Origin of the sequence: Streptomyces sp. NPDC127100, assembly GCF_042724095.1 — a bacterium.
In the GTDB taxonomy this organism is placed as follows: Bacteria; Actinomycetota; Actinomycetes; order Streptomycetales; family Streptomycetaceae; genus Streptomyces.
Window position 1 is genome coordinate 1 of sequence record NZ_JBHXFL010000070.1, and the last position, 21,942, is coordinate 21,942.

The 21,942-nt window shown below is 74.6% G+C and carries 15 protein-coding genes; 4 read left to right on the top strand and 11 right to left on the bottom strand.

The features are described 5' to 3' along the window. Positions 1–49: 49 nt before the first annotated feature. The 7 genes from ACFWJB_RS33895 to ACFWJB_RS33925 form a co-directional block, all read right to left on the bottom strand. Positions 50–1,141 (bottom strand): BTAD domain-containing putative transcriptional regulator, encoded by a 1,092-nt coding sequence (locus ACFWJB_RS33895; protein ID WP_386927072.1) that lies wholly within the window; start codon positions 1,139–1,141, stop codon positions 50–52. Positions 1,142–1,343: 202 nt separating this feature from the next. Then, positions 1,344–3,455, bottom strand: a complete 2,112-nt coding sequence (locus ACFWJB_RS33900) for an MMPL family transporter (RefSeq protein WP_385468507.1) — start codon at positions 3,453–3,455, stop codon at positions 1,344–1,346. 39 nt (positions 3,456–3,494) lie between these two features. After that, complete coding sequence (locus tag ACFWJB_RS33905; RefSeq protein WP_385468510.1) at positions 3,495–5,171, bottom strand: prenyltransferase/squalene oxidase repeat-containing protein; 1,677 nt, start codon at positions 5,169–5,171, stop codon at positions 3,495–3,497. A gap of 121 nt (positions 5,172–5,292) precedes the next feature. Continuing rightward, entirely contained in the window at positions 5,293–6,810 is a 1,518-nt protein-coding gene (locus ACFWJB_RS33910; RefSeq protein ID WP_385468512.1) for an FAD-binding oxidoreductase, read from the bottom strand. 49 nt (positions 6,811–6,859) lie between these two features. Further along, on the bottom strand, positions 6,860–8,632 hold the full coding sequence (locus tag ACFWJB_RS33915; protein ID WP_385468515.1) for an FAD-dependent monooxygenase: 1,773 nt from the start codon (positions 8,630–8,632) through the stop codon (positions 6,860–6,862). A gap of 109 nt (positions 8,633–8,741) precedes the next feature. Further along, positions 8,742–9,674 (bottom strand): aromatic prenyltransferase, encoded by a 933-nt coding sequence (locus ACFWJB_RS33920; RefSeq protein WP_385468518.1) that lies wholly within the window; start codon positions 9,672–9,674, stop codon positions 8,742–8,744. Positions 9,675–9,767: 93 nt separating this feature from the next. After that, complete coding sequence (locus tag ACFWJB_RS33925; protein ID WP_386927076.1) at positions 9,768–11,603, bottom strand: BTAD domain-containing putative transcriptional regulator; 1,836 nt, start codon at positions 11,601–11,603, stop codon at positions 9,768–9,770. Between the two features lie 222 nt (positions 11,604–11,825). Here ACFWJB_RS33925 and ACFWJB_RS33930 point away from each other — a divergent pair, with 222 nt between their 5' ends. Further along, a complete protein-coding gene (locus tag ACFWJB_RS33930; RefSeq protein WP_385468524.1) occupies positions 11,826–11,990 on the top strand; it encodes a hypothetical protein in 165 nt (54 codons plus the stop codon). A gap of 42 nt (positions 11,991–12,032) precedes the next feature. Here ACFWJB_RS33930 and ACFWJB_RS33935 read toward each other — a convergent pair whose 3' ends face one another. Then, positions 12,033–15,074, bottom strand: a complete 3,042-nt coding sequence (locus ACFWJB_RS33935) for a BTAD domain-containing putative transcriptional regulator (RefSeq protein ID WP_386927078.1) — start codon at positions 15,072–15,074, stop codon at positions 12,033–12,035. A gap of 165 nt (positions 15,075–15,239) precedes the next feature. Then, positions 15,240–17,807 carry an AMP-binding protein gene (locus tag ACFWJB_RS33940; protein WP_386927080.1) on the bottom strand — a complete coding sequence of 856 codons (2,568 nt, stop codon included), beginning with the start codon at positions 17,805–17,807 and terminating at the stop codon, positions 15,240–15,242. 271 nt (positions 17,808–18,078) lie between these two features. Between ACFWJB_RS33940 and ACFWJB_RS33945 the strand changes: the two genes are divergently transcribed. The 3 genes from ACFWJB_RS33945 to ACFWJB_RS33955 all read left to right on the top strand — a co-directional run bounded on the left by ACFWJB_RS33945 (position 18,079) and on the right by ACFWJB_RS33955 (position 20,026). Continuing rightward, a complete protein-coding gene (locus ACFWJB_RS33945; RefSeq protein ID WP_385468533.1) occupies positions 18,079–18,612 on the top strand; it encodes a hypothetical protein in 534 nt (177 codons plus the stop codon). Positions 18,613–18,752: 140 nt separating this feature from the next. Further along, entirely contained in the window at positions 18,753–19,091 is a 339-nt protein-coding gene (locus tag ACFWJB_RS33950) for a PadR family transcriptional regulator (RefSeq protein ID WP_385468536.1), read from the top strand. Beyond that, a complete protein-coding gene (locus tag ACFWJB_RS33955; protein WP_385468539.1) occupies positions 19,088–20,026 on the top strand; it encodes an HAAS signaling domain-containing protein in 939 nt (312 codons plus the stop codon). Before ACFWJB_RS33950 ends, ACFWJB_RS33955 begins: the two co-directional genes overlap by 4 nt. A 72-nt stretch (positions 20,027–20,098) precedes the next feature. On the opposite strand, the gene ACFWJB_RS33960 is transcribed toward ACFWJB_RS33955, so the two are convergent. After that, positions 20,099–21,601 (bottom strand): AMP-binding protein, encoded by a 1,503-nt coding sequence (locus ACFWJB_RS33960; protein ID WP_385468542.1) that lies wholly within the window; start codon positions 21,599–21,601, stop codon positions 20,099–20,101. Next, positions 21,598–21,897 carry an acyl carrier protein gene (locus ACFWJB_RS33965; RefSeq protein WP_385468545.1) on the bottom strand — a complete coding sequence of 100 codons (300 nt, stop codon included), beginning with the start codon at positions 21,895–21,897 and terminating at the stop codon, positions 21,598–21,600. Before ACFWJB_RS33965 ends, ACFWJB_RS33960 begins: the two co-directional genes overlap by 4 nt. Positions 21,898–21,942: the final 45 nt, after the last annotated feature.

A 21,942-nucleotide genomic window follows, 5' to 3' on the forward strand; every position in this document is an offset into this window, starting at 1 on the left:
GCCGGGGGCCGCGGCGCCGGGGGCTCCGCCGGCGACACGAGCAAGACGGCTACGAGCGCTCCAGTTCCGGCGCCTGGCGCAGTATCTCCAGCTCCAGGTGCTGCAGCGCGGGACTGGGCGAGATGCCCAGGTCCTCCACCATCCTCTTCTGGTGGGCCCGCAGCACCGACAGCGCGTCCGCCTGCCGGCCCGCCCGGTACAGCGCGAGGCTCAGCAGCTCGCAGCCGTACTCGCGCAGCGGATGGGCCTGGGTGAAGGCCACCAGCTCGGGCACCGCCATCTCGTGGTTGCCCACCGCGATCAGGGTGGCGCAGCGGCCCTCGACCACCGACAGGCGCAGCTCCTCCAGGCGCACGGCCTCGGGCGCGACCTGCGGGGTCGCGGCCACCTCCGCGTACGCCTCCCCGCGCCACAGGGCGAGGCCCGCCTCGAACGCGTACAGCGCTCGCTGCGGATCGCCCCGGTCCAGCGCCTGCCATCCCGAGGTGGCGTTCTCCCAGAAGCGGTGGGCGTCGACCTCGACGGCCCGGCTGTTCAGCAGGTAGCCCCGCCCGCGGGTGCACAGCACCGTCGCCGGGGTGCGCGGCGCCCGGTGCGGCTCCAGGGCGCGCCGCAGATTGGCGATGTACGCGTGCAGTGAGGTGATCGCCGACTGCGGCGGCCGGCCGTCCCACAGCGCCTCCACCAGTGCGTCGACGGAGACCGGCTGGCCCACCTGGCTCACCAGCAGCACGAGCGCCGCACGCTGCTTGGGCGCCCCGAGGTCCACCCACCGGCCGCCCACGGCCGCCTCCACCGGGCCGAGCACACGGAACTCCACCCCCGCGCCCGGCGCGGGGCGGCGCGGGGGAGCGGACGGCTCCGGGAGGCCGCGTCCCACGGGGGCCGGAACGCGGTCGTCCGGGCGCCGGGACGGCGCGGTGTCGAGGTCCAGCGCTCTGCTCACGTACTGCTTGAGCGTCTCGTTGGCGCGCTTCAACTCCCGGACCTCACGCTCGAGTTCCTCTATGCGCTGGGCCCCCGTGCCCTCCGCCCCGCCCGGGTTCCCCGCCGGCGGCGGCCCGGCGGCGGCCCGGCCCCCGCGCTGTCCGACGGCCACCGGGACGGCGGTCATGGTGCTGCGGCGGATTCCCCTGTCCATCGTCTCTGCACTCATCGTGTCAGCCCCGTAAGTGTGTGTCCGCGCATGCCCCGGACGGTGCATGCGGTCGCCGCGGGCGCGAGGCCCGCCGCGACGTCCGGCGCACGGCCCGGTCCGCTCCCGCGGTACCGGGCCGGCTCTCCCGCGCACGGGCCCGGCACCGTCGCGCGGGACGGTGCCGGGGGTCCGTGGCAGGGATGGTTCAGCTCCCGCTGTACGCGGGCACCTGATCGGGCTCGCCCGCCGACGCCACGGCGTCGTCGCGCTGCCGGAACAGCTTGCTGGGCCACCACATCCAGCGGCCCACGTCCAGGGTGAGCGCGGTGACCAGCACCGAACGCACCACGATGGTGTCGAGGAGCACGCCGAACGCCACCGCGAAGCCCAGCTCCACCGCGAAGACCAGCGGCAGCGAGGCCATGGCCGCGAAGGTGCCGGCCAGCACCACACCCGCCGAGGTGATCACCCCGCCGGTGGACGACAGACCGGTCAGCGCGGCGCGCCGGGTGCCGTGCAGCAGCGCGTCCTCGCGGACCCGGGTGACCAGGAAGATGTTGTAGTCGATGCCCAGCGCCACCAGGAACACGAACGCCAGCAGCGGGAACGACGCGTCGGCTCCGGCGAGGCCGAAGACGTGCTCGAACACCAGGCTGCTCACGCCGAGGGCCGCGCCGAAGGACAGCAGCACCGTCGCCATCAGCAGCAGCGGCGCGACCACCGCGCGCAGCAGCACGCCCAGGATGAGCAGCACCACCAGCAGCACGATCGGGATGATCACCTTGGAGTCGCGGGAGGCCGCGTTCTCCGTGTCGACCATGATCGCGGTACTGCCGCCGACCTGCGCGTCCGCGCCGTCGATCCGGTGGACCGCGGTCCGCGCCCGGTCGACGGTGCGCAGCGCCGCCTCGCTGCTGGGCTCGTTCTCCAGCTGCGCGAGCAGCACCGCCTCGTCGCCCCGCACCACCGGGTCCGCGACACCGCCGATCCCGGGCACCCCGGCCAGCGCCGACCTGACCTCGTCCACCGCGCCGGCCCTGGTCACCACGTAGACGGGGTCGCCGGAGCCGGCCGGGAAGTGCGCGGCACGGATCTCCTCACCGACCGCCATCTGCGGCTTGTTGGTGAACTGGTCCTTGTTCGACAGACCCGAGGCGTCGAGCCCGAGCGTGCCGAGGGCCATCGCGCCGAGCACCAGCACGGTACCCACCCACACCAGCCGCGGGCGGCCCGAGATGGCGGTGCCGATCCGGCTCCAGACGCTCTCCTTGCGCTCGGCCTCGGCCCCGTACACGGGCTTCGAGGGCCAGAAGATCCACCGGCCGCAGGCGACCAGCAGCGCCGGCATCAGCGTCACCATGGCGAGCAGGCCGACCAGGACGCCGATGGCGCAGGCCGGGCCCATGCCCGCGGTGGAGTTCAGGACGGCGAGCATGAGCAGCATCAGGCTGATCGCGACGGTCGCCGCGCTGGCCACGATCGCCGGGCCCGAGCGGTACAGGGCCTCCGCCATCGCCTCGTGCCGGTCCTCGTGGCGGGCCAGTTCCTCCCGGTAGCGGGAGATCAGCAGCAGCGCGTAGTCGGTGGCGGCGCCGAAGATCAGCACGACCAGGATGAAGCTGGTCTGCTTGTTGACGACCAGACCGGCGTTGTCGGCCAGCAGGTAGATCAGCGCCTCCGCCGCCATCAGGGCGACGCCGACGGTGATCAGCGGCAGCAGCGGCAGCAGCGGGCTGCGGTAGGTGATCAGCAGGATCGCGACCACGACCAGGGCCGTGATGGTGGTCAGCGCGCCGCCGCCGCCGAACGCCTTGATCGAGTCGGCGCCGTAGCCGGCCGGCCCCGCGACATGGAAGCCGAGGCCGTTCGCGTCCTTCTCACCCACGTCGGCCATCGCGTCGACGACCTTGCCGAGCCCTTCCCAGCCGGACTTGTCCTTGTGGACCTGGACGATGGTCTGGATGGCCTTGCCGTCCTCGGACCGGACCGGGCCCTGCGGCGTGCCCACGACGTTCTCGATGCCCTGGAACGCCGTGACGTCCGCCCGCGCCTTGGCCAGGTCGGCGTCGGTGACCCCGTCGGCCCGGTCGTAGAGCACGATCGCGGGCACGGAGTCGGTGGGCATCAGCTTCTGGGCACGCTCGACGACGGCGGTGGACTCCGCGTTGCCGGGCAGCCAGGCCGAGTTGTCGTTCTCCTCCGCGTCACCGAGCTTCCCGGCCAGCATCAGCGCCGGGACCAGTACGACGGCCCAGATCGCGATGACGACCCACTTGCCCACCCTTCCGCTGGGCAGCGCGGCCAGTTTTCGCAGCATGTGTCTCTCTCCGTGTTCCGTGGGGGTGAGTGGTGTTTCTCAGGGGGAAGTGGTCGAGGTGGGCAGGAGGCCCGGGGACGCGGCCTGTCCGGCGAGTGCGCCCCGCAGTCCGGGGACCCGCGCCCGGGCGTGGCCGAGGGCGAGCAGCACCGGTATGTCGGTGAGCAGCGGGAAGTGGTAGGCGAAGGGGCGCGGGCCGACCATGTCGGGCGGGCCGCCGTAGCTGCCGTCGGCCTTCTGTCGTTCCAGCAGCCAGGTCAGAGCGGTGCCGACGGGACGGGGGTCGTCCGCGTGGCAGAGCGTGATCAGGCCGTAGGCGGTGCTGATGTCGTCGCTGGGGTCGCCGGGCTGCATGCCCCAGCCGCCGTCGGCGTTCTGCGTCTCGCGCACCGTCCGGTCGATCCGCGCGGCCATGGCCGCGGAGCGCGCGTCGTCCGGGCCCGCCGTGCAGGCGGCGAGCCGCACCCGGAAGAGGCTGTGCAGGCGGCTGCGGCTCCAGCCCGGCTCGAACCCGCCGTCGGCGAGCTGGCTGTCGGCGAGGAACGCCAGGGCCCGCTCGCGCCGCGGCGCGGTCTCCGGGTGCGGACCGAGCGCGCAGACCGCGGCGGCCGTCATGCACGGTTCGGAGGACGCGCCGCCGACGTAGGTCGGGAAGCCGCCGTCCGCACCCTGTACGGCCAGCAGCGCGGCCACCCCGTCGCGCACCGTGCCGGCGTGCGCGACCGGATCCACCGCCTGGAGGAACTCCAGCGCGCAGGAGGTGTCGTCGACGTCGTTCTGCGCGACGAGCGGCGACATGGACCAGCCGCCGGTCAGTGTCCGGCCGCGGGAGAGCGAGCGCAGCGCGGCGCCGCCCCGCTGGGCGGCCAGCGTCGCCGCCATGCGGCGCAGCAGCGCCGGGTCGGCACCGGCCGCGTGCAGGGCTAGACCGCCGGTGGACGTGCACCAGTTGTGCATCTCCAGGACGAACGGGAAGCCGCCGTCGGTGCGCTGATGACGCAGCAGCGCGGTGATGCCGCGGCGCACGGTCTCCTCGTGGCCGGGCGTCCCGGCGAGGGCGTGCAGCACCAGCAGGTGCATCAGCACGTAGCCCTCCCACACCGCGCCGGCGGGGTCGGTGGCCAGGAGGGTCTCCAGGGCGGCGTCGGTGGCCCGGTTCCGTACGCCGAGGGCGCCGGCCAGGATCAGCATGATGGACGCCTGCTGCACGGCGGCCCACGAGTGCAGCGGGTCGGTGGGGACCTCTCCGCCGCCCGGGAGTTCGGCGTCGGCGGGCAGCGGGCAGCCGAGCACCGAGAGCACCGCGTACACCATCAGGCGACGGCGGGTGGAGATGAAGCCCGGCGCGGCGCCCAGGACGCCCGACGCCAGGGTGGCGACGAGCGCGCTGTCGGCGCCGGGCTCGAGTCCCGCGGCACCCGCGAGGGCCCGCGAGGCGAGCACCCGGTCGAGCTTGTCCGGGGACTCCTGGTGTCCGCGCAGATAGGCGAGGAGACGGTCCCGGGCGGGGGAGTCCACGCCGGTCCGCGTCATCAGCGAGAGGGCGAGCGCGGACTCCAGCACTCTGCTCTCGCACCGCTCCCGTATCGCTCCGTCGTCGTCGGTCCTGCCGCTGATGTACGCCACCAGCCGGGCCGTGGCCCGGCGCACCTGGTCCGGGGAAACCTCCTCGGGCAGCGCCAGCAGGGCCGGACGCGCCGGGTCCGCGATCTTCATGGAGTGCTCCTGTCTCGGTCGGTCCGAACGGCCGGTCGGCCTGGGGTGCGGGGGGTGGGGGGTGCGGGGGACGGGCCCGGCCCCGCCGGGGAGGCGTCCCCGTGCGGAGCCGGGCGCCCGGTCATCTGACGCCCTGGGCGAACCGGAAGAACCGGTGCGGGTCGTAGGTGTCCTTGACCCGGGCCAGCCGGGCGTAGTTCTCGGCGTAGTAGGAGCGCCGCCAGTCGGGCAGGCGCGGGTCGATGAAGTTCTGGTAGGTCTCGCCGTTGGAGTACGGGTCGATCACCGCGAAGCCGTCGTCGACGTACTCCCAGGCGGCGGCCTTGGCCTCGGCCGCGACCGGCGCGGCCGCGTTCGAGGTGAGGTAGCTGACCGAGAAGAGGCTGTCGCGGTGGACGTAGGCGGTGGCGTCGCGGGCCACGGTGTTGGCCCGGCCGCCGAGCGCGGAGATCTGCAACTGGCGCATCTGCCCGGCGAACCGGTTCGCGTCGAAGGTCTCCAGCGCCCTGGCCCAGCCCTCGCGCGGCATCGTCCGCTCGAACAGCCGGCTGCGCCACGCGCCGAACGCCGGGCGCTGGATCCTCCCGTCGGGGGAGGTGTCGGCGCGGTGGCACTGCTGCGCCGTCAGGTCGGAGCACTGGTACAGCGACATCAGGACCGACCGGTACGGGGCGGTGAACTTCTGCTGGTACACCGGGGGACGCCCGACCAGCGAGATCAGCCGGGCGATCTCGGCGTCGAAGCCCGCGCCGGTGTCCACCGACCCGAGGAACACCGACGCGGTCGGCACGGTGCCGGGGCCGGCGTCGGTGAGCGTGACGTTGACACCGCTGCCGATCGTCCAGGGCGCGTCGGGCAGCCACCGGGTCCAGCCGTCCAGCATGTCCAGGGACTGGTCGAAGGTCCACACGAGGTTGATGGCGGCCACGTCGGTCAGCGGCGAGGGAGTGACCTCGTACGACGTCACGATGCCGAAGTTGCCGCCACCGCCGCCGCGCAGCGCCCAGAACAGGTCGCTGTGGCGGTGGGGCGAGGCGGTGACGACGCGCCCGTCGGCGAGGACCACCTGCGCCGACGTCACCTTGTCGGAGGCGATGCCGATGCTGCGGGTGAACAGGCCCATGCCACCGCCCTGGAAGAACCCGCCGGCCGCGACGGTGGGGCAGTACCCGCCGGAGATGCCGAGGCCGGCCGGCGCGAGCGTGTCCGCGATGTCGACGAGCTGCGCCCCGGGGCCCATCCGCACCGAACCGTCGCCGAGCACGATCGAGTCGAGCCCGGACACGTCGATGACCAGGCCCTCGGTGGTGGAGTAGCCGCCCGCGCTGTGGCCGCCGCTGCGCGCGGCGACGGGTATGCCGTGGGCCTCGGCGAAGCGGACGCAGGTGCTGACGTCGGCGGCGGAGGCGCAGTAGGCGACCGCCCTGGGGCTGGTGGCGTCGAACTGCACCTGGTAGAGCTGCTTGGCCCGCTGGTAGTCCGCGTCCGACGGGAGCACCAGGCGCCCCTGGAGCCGGTCGGCGAGCCGGCTCCACCGGGTGCCGGAGGTACCGGCCTTGGCCTGCGCGGCGCCGGCCAGCGCCGTGGTGGCCAGCGCGACACCGCCGGCGCCGGTGAGGAAGGACCGTCTGTTGATCATGTTGCTTCTTCCGTGTTCGTCGGTGAGAACGGGCAGGGGGTACGGAGGGTCACGGGGCCCGGTGTCCCAGGACGACGGCGAGCGCCCCGGTGAGGGCTCCCGCCGGGTCCGCCTCGGCGCCGGTGGCGCGCCAGGCCACGTGCTGGTCGGGCCGGACCAGCACGGCACCCGCCCCGTCCGTCCCGCGCAGGTGCTCCCAGACGCCGTCGGCGTCGCGGTACTCCGCGTCCCCGTCGCCGATCCGCACCGCGGTCACGGGGACGGAGAGCTTGCTCGCGGCCAGCTCGGCGGCCTCGGTCCACGCCGCCCCGTCCGGCCCGGTGATCAGCAGGAAGCCGGTGGCGGAGCCGACCAGGTCGTGGGTGGACACGCGGCGGCCGTCCCGCTCGACCCAGGCGTGCGGCAGCAGGTGCCCCGGGCGGGTCGTGGGCCGGTACTCGTCGCCCAGCGGCGAACGGGCCGGCGGGCGGCTGCCGTCGGGGACGACCGCGCCCTGCTCGTAGGCGAAGCCGGTCTCCACGTCGAGGGCCTGGCACTCGCCGCGGTGCGTGGCGAAGATCTCCGCCGCCCGGGCGCGCTGCGCGGCACCCACCGGGGTCGGCGAGAAGTAGGAGAAGAACACCGGCGTGCGGCGCTCCGGCGGCACGTGCGGGCCGAGACCGACGGCGGCGTCGATGACCACCTGGTGGTGCCCGGCGGCGGACATCGCCCAGCCGAGGTTGAACTGGCCGACGGGCCGGCGCTCCGCCTCGTAGGTGTCGAGCAGGGCGTCCTCCGCGCCGCCCCGGAGCACCGCGGCGAGCTTCCAGGCGAGGTTGTGCGCGTCCTGGATGCCGCTGTTGAGACCGAGGCCCACGGCGGGCGGCTGGCGGTGGGCGGCGTCGCCGACGAGGAACGCCCGGCCGTGGCGGTAGCGCTCGGCGATCACGGCCTCCACGCTCCAGCTCGTCACCTCGTGCAGGGTCAGCTCGAGGTCGGGCAGACCGAGCACCTCGCGGATGCGGCCGAGGACCGCCTTCTCGTCGGTGCGGTCGATGCCGGCGAGCGGCAGGTGCAGGCCCCACTCCTCGCAGTGCTTGCCCCAGGTCGGGCCCATCTCGATGAGGGCGCTGGACAGGTCGGGGCGGTAGGGGTTGAGGAACCAGGTGATGACCGATCCCTCGGTCCACCACTGCGACAGGTCCGCGGAGAAGTACGCCGTGGTGGCGTCGAACAGGGCGGGCAGGCCCTCCATGCGCACGCCGAGGGCGGGGCCCACCGTGCGGCCGGCGTCCGCCGCGATCACGTACTGCGCGCGCACGGTGGTGACCTCGCCGGTCTCCGTGGCACGGATCTCGGCGGTGACGCCCTCGTCGGCGTTCTCGGTCAGCGAGACCAGCTCGTGGCCGAACCGGACGCCCCCGGGGTTGCGTTCCTCCGCGTGGCGGCGCAGCACCGGCTCGAGACGCAGCTGCGGCAGCTTGGCCGGCATCACGGGGCCCGCCGCCTCGTACGTCTCGCGCAGCGCGCCGCCGCCGAAGGCGTCCATCTCGTGGATGACCCGCCCGTCCAGCGGGCCCGGGCCGGTGAGGGTGGTCTGCCAGCGGACCTTGCCGAACTGCTCGGGCGCGGCGGCCGGTCCGGCCACGTCGTCCGCCAGGCCGTACTGGCGGAAGATCTCCATGGTGCGCTGGTTGAGGTAGTGCGCCTTCGGCAGGCGCGAGGTGTCCGGGCGGCGCTCCACCAGCAGGTGTTCGACGCCGTGGCCGGACAGGAAGACGGACGCGGCCAGGCCGGAGCCGCCGCCGCCCACGATCAGTACTGGAACTTCTACGGTGCTCAAGGTGCGTCCTTCCGCATGCGGATGAGAGAAGAAGCGAGGAAAGCGAAGAAAACGAGGAAAGGGAGGAGGGAAGAGAGGGAGCGGGGGAGCGGGGAGGCGGCGCGCGGCCTCACACCGGGTCCGCGAGGGCTCCCTCGGGGAGCTGCATGATCTCCGGCACGCCGGCGCCCCACCGGTAGTAGGACTGGAGCTTGTAGTACTCACCGTCGGGCTGGGACGCGACGGCGTAGACGAACCTCGTGTGCGGATCGGCACGCCGCACGTGCCGTACGAACATCCCTATGCGCTCGTCGAGTTCGACGGGCAGGGAGGACGGGTCCGTCGTCGCCACGGCGAAGCAGATCCGTGCGATGACCGGCGAGTCCCAGTCGAGGGTCACGTAGACGCCGAAGGCCTGGCGGCCCAGGCGGAGCATCTGCTCACTGGGTTCGGCCTGGTCGACCTCGCGGAGCATGGAGCGCACGGACTCGGAGGAGATGCCTCCGGCCGGCGGCTCGCCGAAGTAGATGTTGACGGTGCGGTTGCGGTAGTCGATGCCGAGCAGGCCCACGGTGTCGCCGAGGCCGTGCCTGGCCATGAAGTCGAGGCTCTCGCCCAGGCTGCGCGGCATCGACGGAAGGCCGGCGAGCTTGGTGACCTCCTGGAGGCCGGTGCGGGGCAGCACCACCCAGATCTTCTTGAAGCCTCCCGCGACACCGAAGTCGATGCCGTAGCCGTCCACGGGGCAGTGCTCGCGCAGGTCCGCGAGCAGCCGGGACACGGGGTGGTCGGTCTTCTCCAGCAGGCCGTTGTCGAGCGCGAGCTGATAGGGGTCGGCGTCCTGCGGCACCGTGAACCGGCAGTCGAGCTCGCCCGAGCGGCGCGCGCCGGTCGCGACACGGAACGCGACCACGGCCTGGGTCAGATCGCCTCCGTACAGGTCCAGGATGCGCAGCACGTCCTCGGGCTCGTACTCCACCTCCAGCAGTCCGGCCGCCTCCTCGATGGCCGAATAGAGGGCCTGCACCGCGTCGTTCCGGGTGATCGGGGCCACCTCACTCATGGCAGTCACCATCCTTGTGCGTCATCGCGGCCGGTTCCGGCCGTCCGTTGTGAACAGGGCTGTCACCGCACCGGCCGCCGCCCGGCCGCGGGCTCACCGGGGCAGCTCCCTTCGGGGAGCGGCGTCCGCGTGCAGCAGGACCAGCGGGTGGAAGCGGTAGCGGTCCTCGCCCGTCGCGCCGCCGGGCTCGGCGAAGAGCAGGCCGGCGTCGACGAGTTCCTCCAGGGCGCCCTCGGCCCCGGCCTCCTCCAGACCGGTCACCTCGCCCGCGAGCCGGGCGGTGAAGGGGCCCGGTCCCACCGCGGCGAGCCACGGCAGCACCGCCGCGGTGCCCGGGCTGAGCCGGGACACGGCGCGGCCGAAGGCGCGGGTCAGGTCGAGGGTGCCGTAGCTCAGGGCGGCGAGCCGGGTGCCCGGGTCGGCCAGCTGGGCGGCGAACCGGGCCACCGTCCGGTGCGGGCGGGCGGCGAGCCGGGCGGCCGCGATCCGCAGGGCGAGAGGCAGCCCGGCGCAGTGGCGCACCACGTCCCGGACGGCCCCGGGCTCGGCCCGCACGCGGTCGTCGCCGACGGCCTCGGCGAGCAGCGCCACGGCGTCCTCCTCGTCCAGCGGTCCCAGGACGACGGTGTGGGCGGCGGACAGGGCCGCCGGCCGTGTCCGGCTGGTGACGAGCAGCGCGCTGCCGGGACCCGCGGGCAGCAGCCCGGTGAGCTGCCCGTCGCCGGAGGCGTCGTCGAGCACCACGAGCAGCCGGGCGTCGGCGGTCCGGGCCCGGTAGCGGCGCACCAGCTCGTTCAGGCCGTGCCGGGCGGTCCGCGTGGCGTCCTCGGTGCCGTCCAGCGCGGCGAGGAGCTCGGCGAGCACGGCCGCGGGCGGGCGGGCGGTCCCGTCGGCGTCCTGGAGGTCGGCGTGCACCACGCCTTCCGGGAAGGCCTCGGCGCAGTCGTGGGCCACCTCGGCGGCCAGGGCCGTCTTGCCGCTGCCGGGCATGCCGGTGACCAGCGCCGCCCGCGGCCGGGCGCCCGGGCCCGAGGGGCGGCGCAGCAGCAGCGACCTGAGCCGGGCCGCCTCGGCGGTGCGTCCGGTGAAGGTGGCGGACCGGGCCGGCAGCAGCACGACCGGCCGGCGCTGCGGGCCGGCACCCTCGCCGCGCAGCATCCGCAGATAGGCGTCGCTGAGCTGCCTCCCGGGCACGACGCCGAGCTGTTCGTCGAGGATCCGGCGGCCCTCGCCGTAGACCTGGACGGCCTCGGCCTGCCGGTCGGAGCGGTGCAGCGCGGTGATGAGGTGGGCGCGCAGACTCTCGTCCATGGGGAAGCGGGCCACCAGGGAGAGGAGTTCGGGCACCAGGGAGCGGTGCCGGCCGAGCGACAGGTCCGCCTCGATCCGCCGCTCCAGTGCCTGCGCCCGCAGGAATTCCAGACGCGGCCGTTCGCACCGCAGAAGGTGCTCGGTGACGTTCTCCAGGGCCTGGCCGCTCCAGCAGTCGAGCGCGCTCCCGAGTAATCGGCCCGCCTCTTCGGGACGCTTCTCCTCCAGGGCCCGGCGGCCGAGCCGCTCGAGCCGTTCGAAGGAGAAAAGATCGACCTCGGAGTCCCGGGCGTCGAGAACGTACCCCGGCCCTTTCCGGAATATCTGCGCCCGGTTTCCCAGTGTTTTCCTGAGCCGGGACACGTAGGTGTAGATCTGCGCGTTCGACGTGGACGGCGGCGCGTCCGCCCACAGCACGGCGCTCAGCCGGCTGTCGGTGACCAGAGCGCCGCGCGCCAGCAGCAGTACCGCGAGCACGGTGTGGATCTTCGCCCCGGACAGTGGGACCACCGCGCCCGCCCGGGTCACGGAGACCGGGCCCAGCAGCCGGAACGCCAGTTCCCCCGGCACGTCCGGGCCACCCGGTCCGGCGGGCCCCTCGACGGTCCGGGACGACACCCCAGCAGAGTTCGGCACAGCGCAGTCCCCATCCCGCTCAGTCCCCGTCGAATGACACTCGGGCACCGTATCCACGGGCGGTTTCGACGCGTTATCGAGTCGATATGGGTGCGCGAAATGATCGCGAAATCGCTTCAAAAGAATGCGCGCCTAGGATGATTCCAGAAATTCCGCACAGGATGTTTCTGCACAACTTCCCAGGAGCAACGAGGAGACTACTTCATGCGTAAGCCCCGTACGTTCGCCACCGCGCTCGCCGGCACCGCGCTCCTCTTCCTCCCGCTGCTTCTCGCCCTGGGCGACGGCGAGCAGGGCACGGACGACCTGCCGTGGACCGGGATCAGCGCGCAGAGCAGCGGCACGGACGACGACCTGCCCTGGACGTGACGCGTCCGCGCGACGCGGAGCGGGGGCGGCGGACCGCGCGGATCAGCGGTCGGCCAGCAGACAGGCCAGCACCGATCCCTCGATCGGACGGAGCGTGTCGGGAGAGTCCAGGACCTCCCGCAACCGGCCGGCGCGCCGCTCCCACGTCGGCGCGTTGAGCGTACGGAACTCCTCCTGGGCCCAGTCCAGGGGCTCGCGGGCACGCCCGTCGCCGCGGATCGCCTCGGCGCAGGCGAGGTGGGTGACGATCCTGGCCTGCAGGAACCGGTCGCACACCTCCTCGGCGAGGCGCAGCGCCCGCAGCAGGCTGGCGCGGGCCTTGTGCGGCTCGTCCTGCCGCCACTGCGCCTCGCCGAGGGCACACAGGCCGTGGGCCTCGCCGAGCCGGTCGCCCTGCCCGCGGGTGAGGCCCACCACGTCGTGGCAGATCCGCTCCGCCTGCGCCGACCGGCCGGCGCTCAGCAGCGCCTCGGCGAGCCGGTAGAGGTTCTGGGTGCGGCTGCGCAGCGACCCCGCCTCGTAGCTGACCTCGATGGCCTGATTGCTCAGCTCCACGCCGCGCTCGGGGTTGCCCTGCTCGATCTCGATCTGGGCGAGCAGTCCCAGCGCGTGGGAGAGCCCCGAGTTGTCCCCGGCCCGCCGGAACAGCACCAGGGAGTCCTCGCAGTGGCGGGCCGCCTCGGCGAGGTCGCCGGAGAAGCGGGCGCACACCGCGAGGTTGCGCCGCACGATGGCCCGGCCCTGGGTGTCGTCGCTCCGCTCGAGCTGGGTCAGGGCGGTGAGCAGCCGCTCCCGCGCCTCCCCGTAGCGGCGCCGGTAGATGGCGAGCGTCCCCAGGGAACGGAGCATGGTGCCGGCCCCGCGGGTGTCGCCGGCGTTCCGGGCGCCCTCCAGGGCGCACTCGGCCGTGCGCCGCCAGTCCTCCAGGTAGTTGCGGGTCTCGTAGAACGGCACGGTCCCCACCGCGAGGAGCCAGGCGCGTTCCGCCTGCCCGTCGCGCACCGCCTGCGCCACCAGGGCACCGAGGGCCTCCCGCTCGTCCTCGAACCACTCGATGGGGTCGGCGACGAGCTCGCTCACCGTCTCGTCCGGCACCGGCTCGGTGTGCGCCGGGCCGCCGTGCGGGGCCTCGCCCTTCCCGTAGAGCTGCTCCTGGGCCGCGTGCACCAGCGTGAGCACGGCGGTCAGGACCCGTTCCAGGGTCTGCTCGCGCTCCTGCGCGCTGTCCTCGGCCAGGCACCGCTCCCGGGCGAACCGGCGCAGCAGCTCCTGGAAGCGGAAGCGGGGCCCGCCGCCCGGCGCCGGACGGATCTCCAGGAGCTGGGCGCCGACGAGCTGGTGGAGCAGTTCCTCGGACGCCTCCGGGGCGACGCCGAGGACGGGGACCCCGATCCAGGCGGGGAAGTCGGGCACGTCCAGCATGCTCAACTGCCGGTAGAGCCGCGCGGCCTGCACCGACAGCGCCCGGTAGCCGAGCCAGACACCGGAGCGCACGCCGCTCTCGCCCGGGCTGAGCACGCTGACGCGCTCGCGCCGGTCCTCCATCCGCGCCGCCATCTGGCGCAGCGACCACCGGTGGTCGGACAGCAGCCGGGTCGCGACGACCCGCAGGGCCAGCGGCAGCCGGTCGCACAGGTCCACCACCCTCCGCGCCGCGGCCGGTTCGGCCGACACCCGGTCCTCGCCGACGGTGGCGGCGAGCAGGTCCAGGGACTCGGCCGGGCTCATGGCGCCCAGCTCCACGCGGGCCACGGCCAGCGTCCCGGTGAGCTCGTTCAGCGGGTCCCGGCTGGTGACCAGGACCCGGGCGGGACCGCGGCCCGGCAGCAGCGGACGGATCTGGTCCACGGAGCGGGCGTCGTCCAGGACGACGAGCAGCCGTCTGCCGTCGAGGGTGCTGCGGTAGAGCGCGGCCCGGTCCTCCAGGTCCCCGGGGATCGAGGCGCCGGGCACGCCGAGCGCGCGCAGCGCCCGTTCCAGGGCCGCCTCGGACGTGCCGGGGCCGCCGTGCCCGCCCTGGAGGTCCAGGTAGAGCTGGCCGTCCGGGAAGCGCCCCGCGACCCGGTCGGCCCAGTGCAGGGCGAGCGCGCTCTTCCCGGCGCCGGCGGGGCCGCACACCGCCGCGACCCGGACCGTCGCGGCGCCGGCGTGCCCGAACCCCGCCGGTACGAGCCCCTCCAGCGACGCGAGTTCGTACTCCCGGCCCACGAACGGCTCGGGCGCCAGGGGAAGCTGACGGGGCACCGGCACCGGCACGGGAGCGGCAGCGGGGCCCGCGGGGGCGTCCGCAGCGGCGGTCTCCGGCGGGGCGGCGGTCCGGGCCGGGGCCCGCCCCTCGCCCTCCAGCACCGTGCGGTGCAGCTCCCGCAGGCCGGCGCCCGGTTCGACCCCCAGCTCCGCGACGAGGACGCGCCGTCCCTCGCGGTAGCAGTCCAGCGCCTCGGACCGGCGGCCGGACAGGTGGTACGCCTGCATGAGGAGGGCACGGGCGTGCTCGCGCAGCGGGTTCTCCGCGACGACCGGGGCCAGGCACTCCACCACCGACCGGTAGCGGCCCTGCTGGAGCCGGACGGCGGCGTACTCCTCGGTCAGGTTGGTCCGCAGCTCGGAGATCCGGTCGACCGTGCCGTTCAGCGCGCTGCCGTCCATGCCGTCGAGGACCGGCCCCGACCACAGGGCGAGGGCGTCCTCGAAGCGGGCCGCGGCCTCGCCCAGCTCCCCGGCGTCGACGGCGGCGCGGGCGGCCGCGGCCGTCTCGTCCAGGTCGGCCACGTCGACGTAGTGGCCGGCCCGGTGCAGCACGTAGCCGGGCAGCAGCGTCTCGATGAGGCCGTCGACGCCCGCCTCGTCGCGGAACGTCTTGCGCAGCGCGGAGACGCAGATGGCGATCTGGTTGCGTGCCGTGACGGGCGGATCGCTGTGCCAGACGGCGTCCGCCAGCGCGTCCACGGAGACGGCACGGCCCGGGGTGAGGAGCAGCACGGCCAGGACCGTGCGCTGCCGTGCGCTGCGCAGCAGCAGCGGCCGTCCGTCCACACTCACCTTGAGCGGGCCGAGCACCTGGAACGACAGACGAGGCGCCACACCGCCTCCTTCCAGGACCCTGCACGTCCCGCCCCCCGCGAAGACATTGCGCAGACATTGTGTGGACTGGTACCGGTCCTGACAACAGAGTTCTACGACAACTCACGCTGCGTGTACGTCACTTCGTCGCCCTCCTGCGGATCCTGCCGCTCCCGCCACGTTCCGTCACCGGCCTTCCGGCGCCGGTCCGGCCTTCCGGCGCGCGTCCCGCAGCCGGGCTTCGATCTCCCCGGCGACCCGGTCGCCGGCCCGGCCGTTGGCCAGCACCACGAGGCCCTGGCCGTCGTGCGGACGGAGCACCGACCCGGCGTAGTGGCCCGGCAGGGCCGCCTCGTGCCGGAGCACCGGGCCGGTACCGGGGGCGGTCGCGGCCGGGCCGTGGCGGCCGTCCGGGCCCGGGTACGGCAGCCGGGCCGCGAGGTCCCGGCCGAGCAGGGCGAGGGGGGCGCCGAGCAGGGAGCGCCGGAGCTCCAGCGCCACCTCGGCGAGATCGGCGGCGGTGGTCCACAGCTCGGCCGGATCCGCGGCCCGCGGGCCGTCGAGCGCGCGGCCGTCGGCGTCGTGGCCGGTGCGGGCCACCGCGGCGCCGCTCCTGCCGCCGGCGCGGGCCGGGGGGCCGCCGAAGCGGCTGTCGTCCAGCCGGAGCGGCCCGAGCACCAGGCGCCGCATCAGCGGCCCGAACTCCTCGCCCGTGACGTCCTCCAGCAGCGCGGGCAGCAGCGCGGCACCGTCCTCGGCGCCGCCCAGCAGACCCGCCAGGGTGACCGGCGTGCCGCCGCCGCGGCCGACCTCGGCGTCCAGGGCGAGCAGTCCCTCCTCCACCAGGCGCAGCGCGCCCAGCGCCGCGACGTGCCGGCTCAGCGTCCCCACCGGGAAGGCGGTGCGCGGGGTGACCGGCCGGCCCGCGCCGTCGGTGCCCGCGGCCTCGACCGCCACCAGGCCGCCGCCCTCCAGTACGGCGACGCAGGCGCCCGGCACCCGGTGCTCCGCGAGCAGCTCCGCGAGGCTGCTCCCGCCGAGGAACGTGCGCCGTCCCGGCGCGGGCCGGCCGCCGGAACCGCCCGCCCCGGGCAGCGCCGCCCGCTCCACCCGCCCGTCGGCGTCGCGCGGCACCTCGTCCAGGAGGGTGAGGCTCGCGGGGACCAGATGCCCGGGCAGCCGCCGCCGGCAATGGGCCGCCAGCGCCGCCGCGTCGAGCTCCTGCGCGCCGGGGCGGGGCACCACGTAGGCGGCCAGGCGGACGTCGCCCGGCGCCGCCCGCACGCCGAGGACGACGGCCTCGCCGACGCTCGGATGGTCGTGGAGCGCCTCCTCGGTCTCCGCCGGGTCGGCCCGGTGGCCGCGCACCCACACCTGCCGGTCGGTGCGGCCCAGCAGCCGCACCTCGCCCGCCGCCGTCCGGCGCGCGAGCTGTCCGGTGCGGTGCATCCGCGTCCCCGCGGGGCCGAAGGGGTCCGGGACGAACCGCAGCGCCGTCAGCGCGGCCCGGCCCGCGTAACCCCGGGCGACGCCCGGCCCGGCCACGTACAGCTCGCCCACCGTGCCGTCCGGCACCGGCAGGCAGGCGCCGTCGAGCACCCGCAGCCGCGCGTCCGCGCCGGACCGCACGGGCAGCGAGAGGCCGCCGTACGACGTCTCGGCCGTCCCGTACGCGGTGCGCAGCCGGCCCGGACCGAGCAGCCCGGCGAGCCGCTCCGCCGCGGGCCCCCGCGCCCCGTCCGTGAGCACGAACGAACCGGCCAGCGCGGCGGTCCCGGCGTCCCCCAACTGCCGCGCGAGCAGCTCCAGGTGGCCGGGCGCCGCCATCAGGAACGCGAACGGTGCGGCCGCCGCGAGCCACTCGCCCAGCCCCGCCAGATCCAGGTCCTGGGGCGCGAGCAGCACCCGCCGGCCCGCGCACAGCGGAGCCCACAGGCCCGTCGCCGCCCGCTCGGAGGCGACCGACGAGAACACCGCCGTACCGCCGTCCCCGCCGCCGGCCAGCTCCCGTGCCGCCGCCGTCACATGGTGGGCCAGTCCCCGGTGCGTGACCGCCACGGCGAGCGGTCGCCCGGCCGCCGCGGGCACCTGCGTCACGTAGGCCACGTCCTCCGGATCCGGCGCCCCGCCGAACGGCCCGCCCGGCTGCCGGGCGAGCGCGCCGCGGACCTCGGGATCGTCCACGTACCGGACCCGGCCCTCGAACCCGTCCGGTCCGTGGGCCACTTCGGTGACGAGGAACCGCGTCCCCGTGGCGGCGAGCAGCGCGCGCAGCCGGGCCGCCGGGAACTCCGGGTCCAGCGGCAGGCATCCGGCCCCCGCCTTCCACACGCCCAGCGTCACCGCGTGCAGTTCGGCACCCCGCCCGAGCAGCACCCCCACCAGCGCGCCGCGTCCCACCCCCAGCGACCGCAGGTACCGGGCCCAGCGGTTCGACGCCGCGTCGAGTCCGCCGAAGGACAGCGTGAAGCCCTCGCCCCCCACGGCCGCCGCCCCGGGCGTCCGGCGTGCCTGACGTCCTACGGTCTCCGTCACGCAGTCACCGGCCGCGCCTGCCCCGTCCGCCGCGGGACGGCGCAGCGGATCGGCCCACACCTCCTCCACCCGGGCCAGGCACCGCTCCCGCGTCCCCCTGGTCCCCTCGGCACGCCACCCGGCGGGCAGCTCGCGGCCGGTCCACCAGAGCGAGTACTGCTCCTCGCCGTTGAGCACGACGCACCACTCGGCGCCGGCGGCGGTCTGCGGTTCGGACACGGCTGCTCCTGTCGGGTCCACGGGCGTTCCCCCGTGAGAAGAATCCGCCCACCCTGCCCGGACGTGCCATACCCGGCCTATGCGAACACTGGAGCGCCCGGCGACCGCCGGTGTGGCGGGGGCCGTTCCGCGCAGCTCAGCGGCGCACGCCAAGAGATCACCAACCACCAGCAGAGGATCACCGTCTGTACTGATGTCGTGACGCCGGGCCCGGCTCCCACATCCCAGTTCTGTCAGGAATACGGCACCTGCCACGAAGGAGCACACCCCCATGCACGGCTTCTCGACGCGACGCTTCACCCTGACCGCGATCGCCGCCTCCGGCGCGCTCGCGACGACCCTGGCGCTGGCCGGTTCGGCCGTCGCCGTCGCTCCGGCGACGGCGACCGCCTCGTACGACTGCGGGTTCGCGGGTGGCGGCACCGTCACGCTCACCGCGGCCGACTCCGGCAGCGGCAAGACGATCCGGATCGACTCGACCGACATCCGCACGCAGTTCGCGCTCGACGCCGACACCGTGACCACGACGCTGAAGCTGAACAAGACGTCCGGTGGCGCGACGAGCGAGGTGCAGTTCTCCGGCACCGTGCACGAGGCCGCGAACACGGGCGACCCGCTCACCTTCGGCCCGCTCCCGCTGGCCACCGGGTCCCTGGCCGCCGGTGACACCACCGACTCGGCCGTCCGTACGGGCGCGCCCAGCGCGTCCAACTGGTCCATGAAGTTCACCGTGAACGACGCCGGCGGCAGCTTCACCTCCTACTGCACCGCCACCGGCAACCAGTCGGCGGCCTTCACCTGGTAGTTCCTTCCCCCCACCGCGTCCCCCGGGAGCCCGTGCTCCCGGGGGACGCGGCGTTTCCGCGTGCCGCCGCGACGGAGCCTTGTCGATACACACCCTTCGGGGGGTGACATTAGTGTGCGGCGCACAGTATCGTGTGAGTCGTGTCCGTAGAAGAATTGACCCTGAGCCAGGCGCAGGAACTGCGCCGCGGGACGGTGGTGCTCGCCTGTCTGGCGCTGCTCCGTGAACCGCAGTACGGCTATGCGCTTCTGGAGACGCTCGACGACGCGGGGGTCACCGTCGACGGCAACACGCTGTACCCGCTGCTGAGGCGCCTGGAGAAACAGGGGCTGCTGACGAGCGAGTGGAACACCGACGAGTCCCGGCCGCGCAAGTTCTACCGCGTCAGTCCCGACGGGGCCCGCGTCCGCGAGGGCCTGGTACGCGAATGGCGGGATCTCGTCGCTTCGATCTCACGACTCACCAAGGAGAACGAATGAGTACGGGGGTGCTCACCGAGCGCTATGTCCACGAGGTCGTCCGGCGGCTTCCGGCGGACCAGCGCGACGACATGGCCCAGGAGCTCCGCGCCACCATCGCCGACACCATCGACGGCCGGGGCGAGGACGACCTCGCGGCGGCCGAGCGGGAGGTGCTCAGCGAACTGGGGGACCCGGTCCGGTACGCGGCCCGGTGCACCGAGCGGCCGCTGGCCCTGATAGGCCCGGACCTGTATCCCGCCTACATGCGGGTGCTGGGCACCCTGCTGGCCACCGTGCTGCCGGCCCTCGCCCTCGGCCTCGCGCTGCTGGAGGTGGCCGACGGCGGCGGTGTCGGCGCGGCCCTGCGCGTCGGCGCCGGCACGCTGCTCGGTGTCGGTGCCCAGCTGGTCGCCGCGGTCACGGTGGTGTTCGCCGTGAACGAGCGGATCCGGCACCGCCGCGGCACCACGGGCGACCGCTGGACGCCGGACGAGCTGCCCGACGCCCCGCGGGACGACCGGGGCGGGTTCGCGGCGTTGGCCGCGGTGGCCTGGGACGTGCTGCTGTTCGCGCTGATCGTCTGGCAGCACACCGCCGAGCCGTACCGGGCGGACGGCGGCGCCCACCTGGAGGTGCTGGACCCGGACCTGTGGTCGGGCTGGATCTGGCCGGTTCTCGCCGGTCTCGCCGGTCTCGCGGTGGTCGGGGTCGCCCGGGTGGCCGGGCGGGGCTGGAACGTCCGGCTGGCCGGCTGGTACGCGCTCGCCCACGCGGCGTTCACGCTGCCGCTGGCCTGGGTGCTGTACCGGCAGGAGCTGTTCAACCCCGACTTCCTCGCCGACGCCGAGACCCTCTGGGAGTCGCAGGAGTCGGCCTACAGCGGGGCGGCGGCCATCGTGCTCGCCATCGGCCTCACCTCGGTCTACAAGGCCTTCCGCGCGGCGCTGCGCTGACCCGGAGGGACGACACGGAAAGGGGGGCTGCCCGGTCACGACCGGGCAGCCCCCCTTCTATTCGTGCTCGCGTCAGGACGTGCCCAGCGAGTCCCTGATCCGGTTGCGGTCGACCTTGCCCGTGGACGTCCTCGGCAACGGCTCGGACACCATCTCGAACACGCTCGGCACCGCCGCCCGCACCGCCCGCTCCGCACAGTACTGACGCAGCGCCAGCACCCCCACGGAGCCGGTCGTCTCCGGCCGCACGCGCGCGTGCAGACGGTGGCCGGCGACCGGGTCGGGCAGCGCGACGACGGCCGCCTCGGCGACCGCCGGGTGCTCCAGCAGGATGCTCTCGACGTGCTGGGTGCTGACCTGGGTGCCGCGCACCTTGACCATGTAGTCGGTCCGCCCGAGCACGCTGAGCGAGCCGTCCTCGTGCCGCCGGGCCACGTCGCCGCTGCGGTAGTACACCACCCCGGGCTCCCCGTCGGGGTGGGGGGCGAACTTCCCGCCGGCGGGCACGTTGACGTAACCCTCGCTCTGGAAGGGCGTGCTGACGAGCAGTTCGCCCTGGCCGGGTCCGGTCAGGGCGCGGCCGTCGTCCCCGGCGATCAGCCAGCGCACGCCGGGCAGCGGACGGCCGATCGGCAGCGGCGCGGCGACCGGCACGGAACGGTCCACCTCGTGGAGGAAGCTGTTGTTCGTCTCGGTGCAGCCGTAGTTGTTGAACCAGCGGGCGTGCGGGAACGCCGGAGGCAGACCCGCCAGCACCCGGGCCGGCATCGCCTCGCCCGCGAAGACCAGGTGCTCCGGGGTGGTCAGCGGGCCGGCCTCGGCCGCGGCCCGGGCGAGCAGCTCGAACAGCAGCGGCACGCCCTGGATCAGCGTCACGCGGTGACCGGCGACCAGGTCGTGCAGATAGCGCGCCGAGGTGCCCCGCTCCGGGTCGGCCAGCACCACGGTGCCGCCGTGCGCGAGGGTGCTCCACACGTCCAGCAGGCACAGGTCGAAGTTGAGCGGCGCGTAGTTGAGGACCGTGGAGCCCGGACCGAGGGGGAAGGCGTCCGCCGCCCACGCGGTGAACCGGGCCACCGCCCCCTGCGAGAGCGGCACGATCTTCGGCAGGCCCGTCGAACCGGACGTGGTCAGCAGGAAACCGGTGTCGCCGTCGGCGACCGGGACGGGCTGGCGCGGCTCCCCGGCGCCGTCGTCCGGAGCGGCGGCGCACGGGTCCACCACGACGTCCACCAGCGGACCGTCGGCCGTACCGAGCACCACGGAGCAACCGGCCTGCGCGTACAGCTCCTTCAGCGGCAGGTCGGGCAGTTCGTGGGAGGGCAGCAGGAAGCTGCGGCCCGCCATCAGACAGCCCAGGACGAGGGCCACCGACTCCGGCGACTTGCGCACGCGCAGGCCCACCGGGCGTCCGGGACGCGGCGCGGCGGCCTCCACCCGGGCGCGGGCCCGGCAGGCCATGGCGTACAGCTCGCCGTAGCCGATCGCGCGGCCTTCCCAGACGAGCGCGGGTGCGGACGGCCGCTCGGCGGCCCGGGCGGTGAACGCCGCGGCCAGGGGCAGGGGGGCGCTCACGAGAGCCCCGTGCCGGCCGCCGCCCGCCCGGCCGTGGCCCGGATGGCCCGCACGGTGCGGAAGTTGCGCGCGACGAGCTCCTCGTCCGGCAGCTCGACGCCGTGCTCGTCCGCCAGCCAGGCCGCGATGTGCAGGACCGCGAGGCTGTCGATCACCGCCGTGGCGAGGAGGTCGTACTCCGGGTCCAGATCGGCGGCTTCGAGGCCGGGCAGGAAACGCTCCACGACGAAGCCGGCGATGTCGTCCTCGGAGGGAGCGGGAGGCATCACCGGCGCGCTGCGGGGATCGGCGGCCATGGTCGGTACGTCCTTTCACAGGTGTTGGCGTGCTGGGCGCGCCGC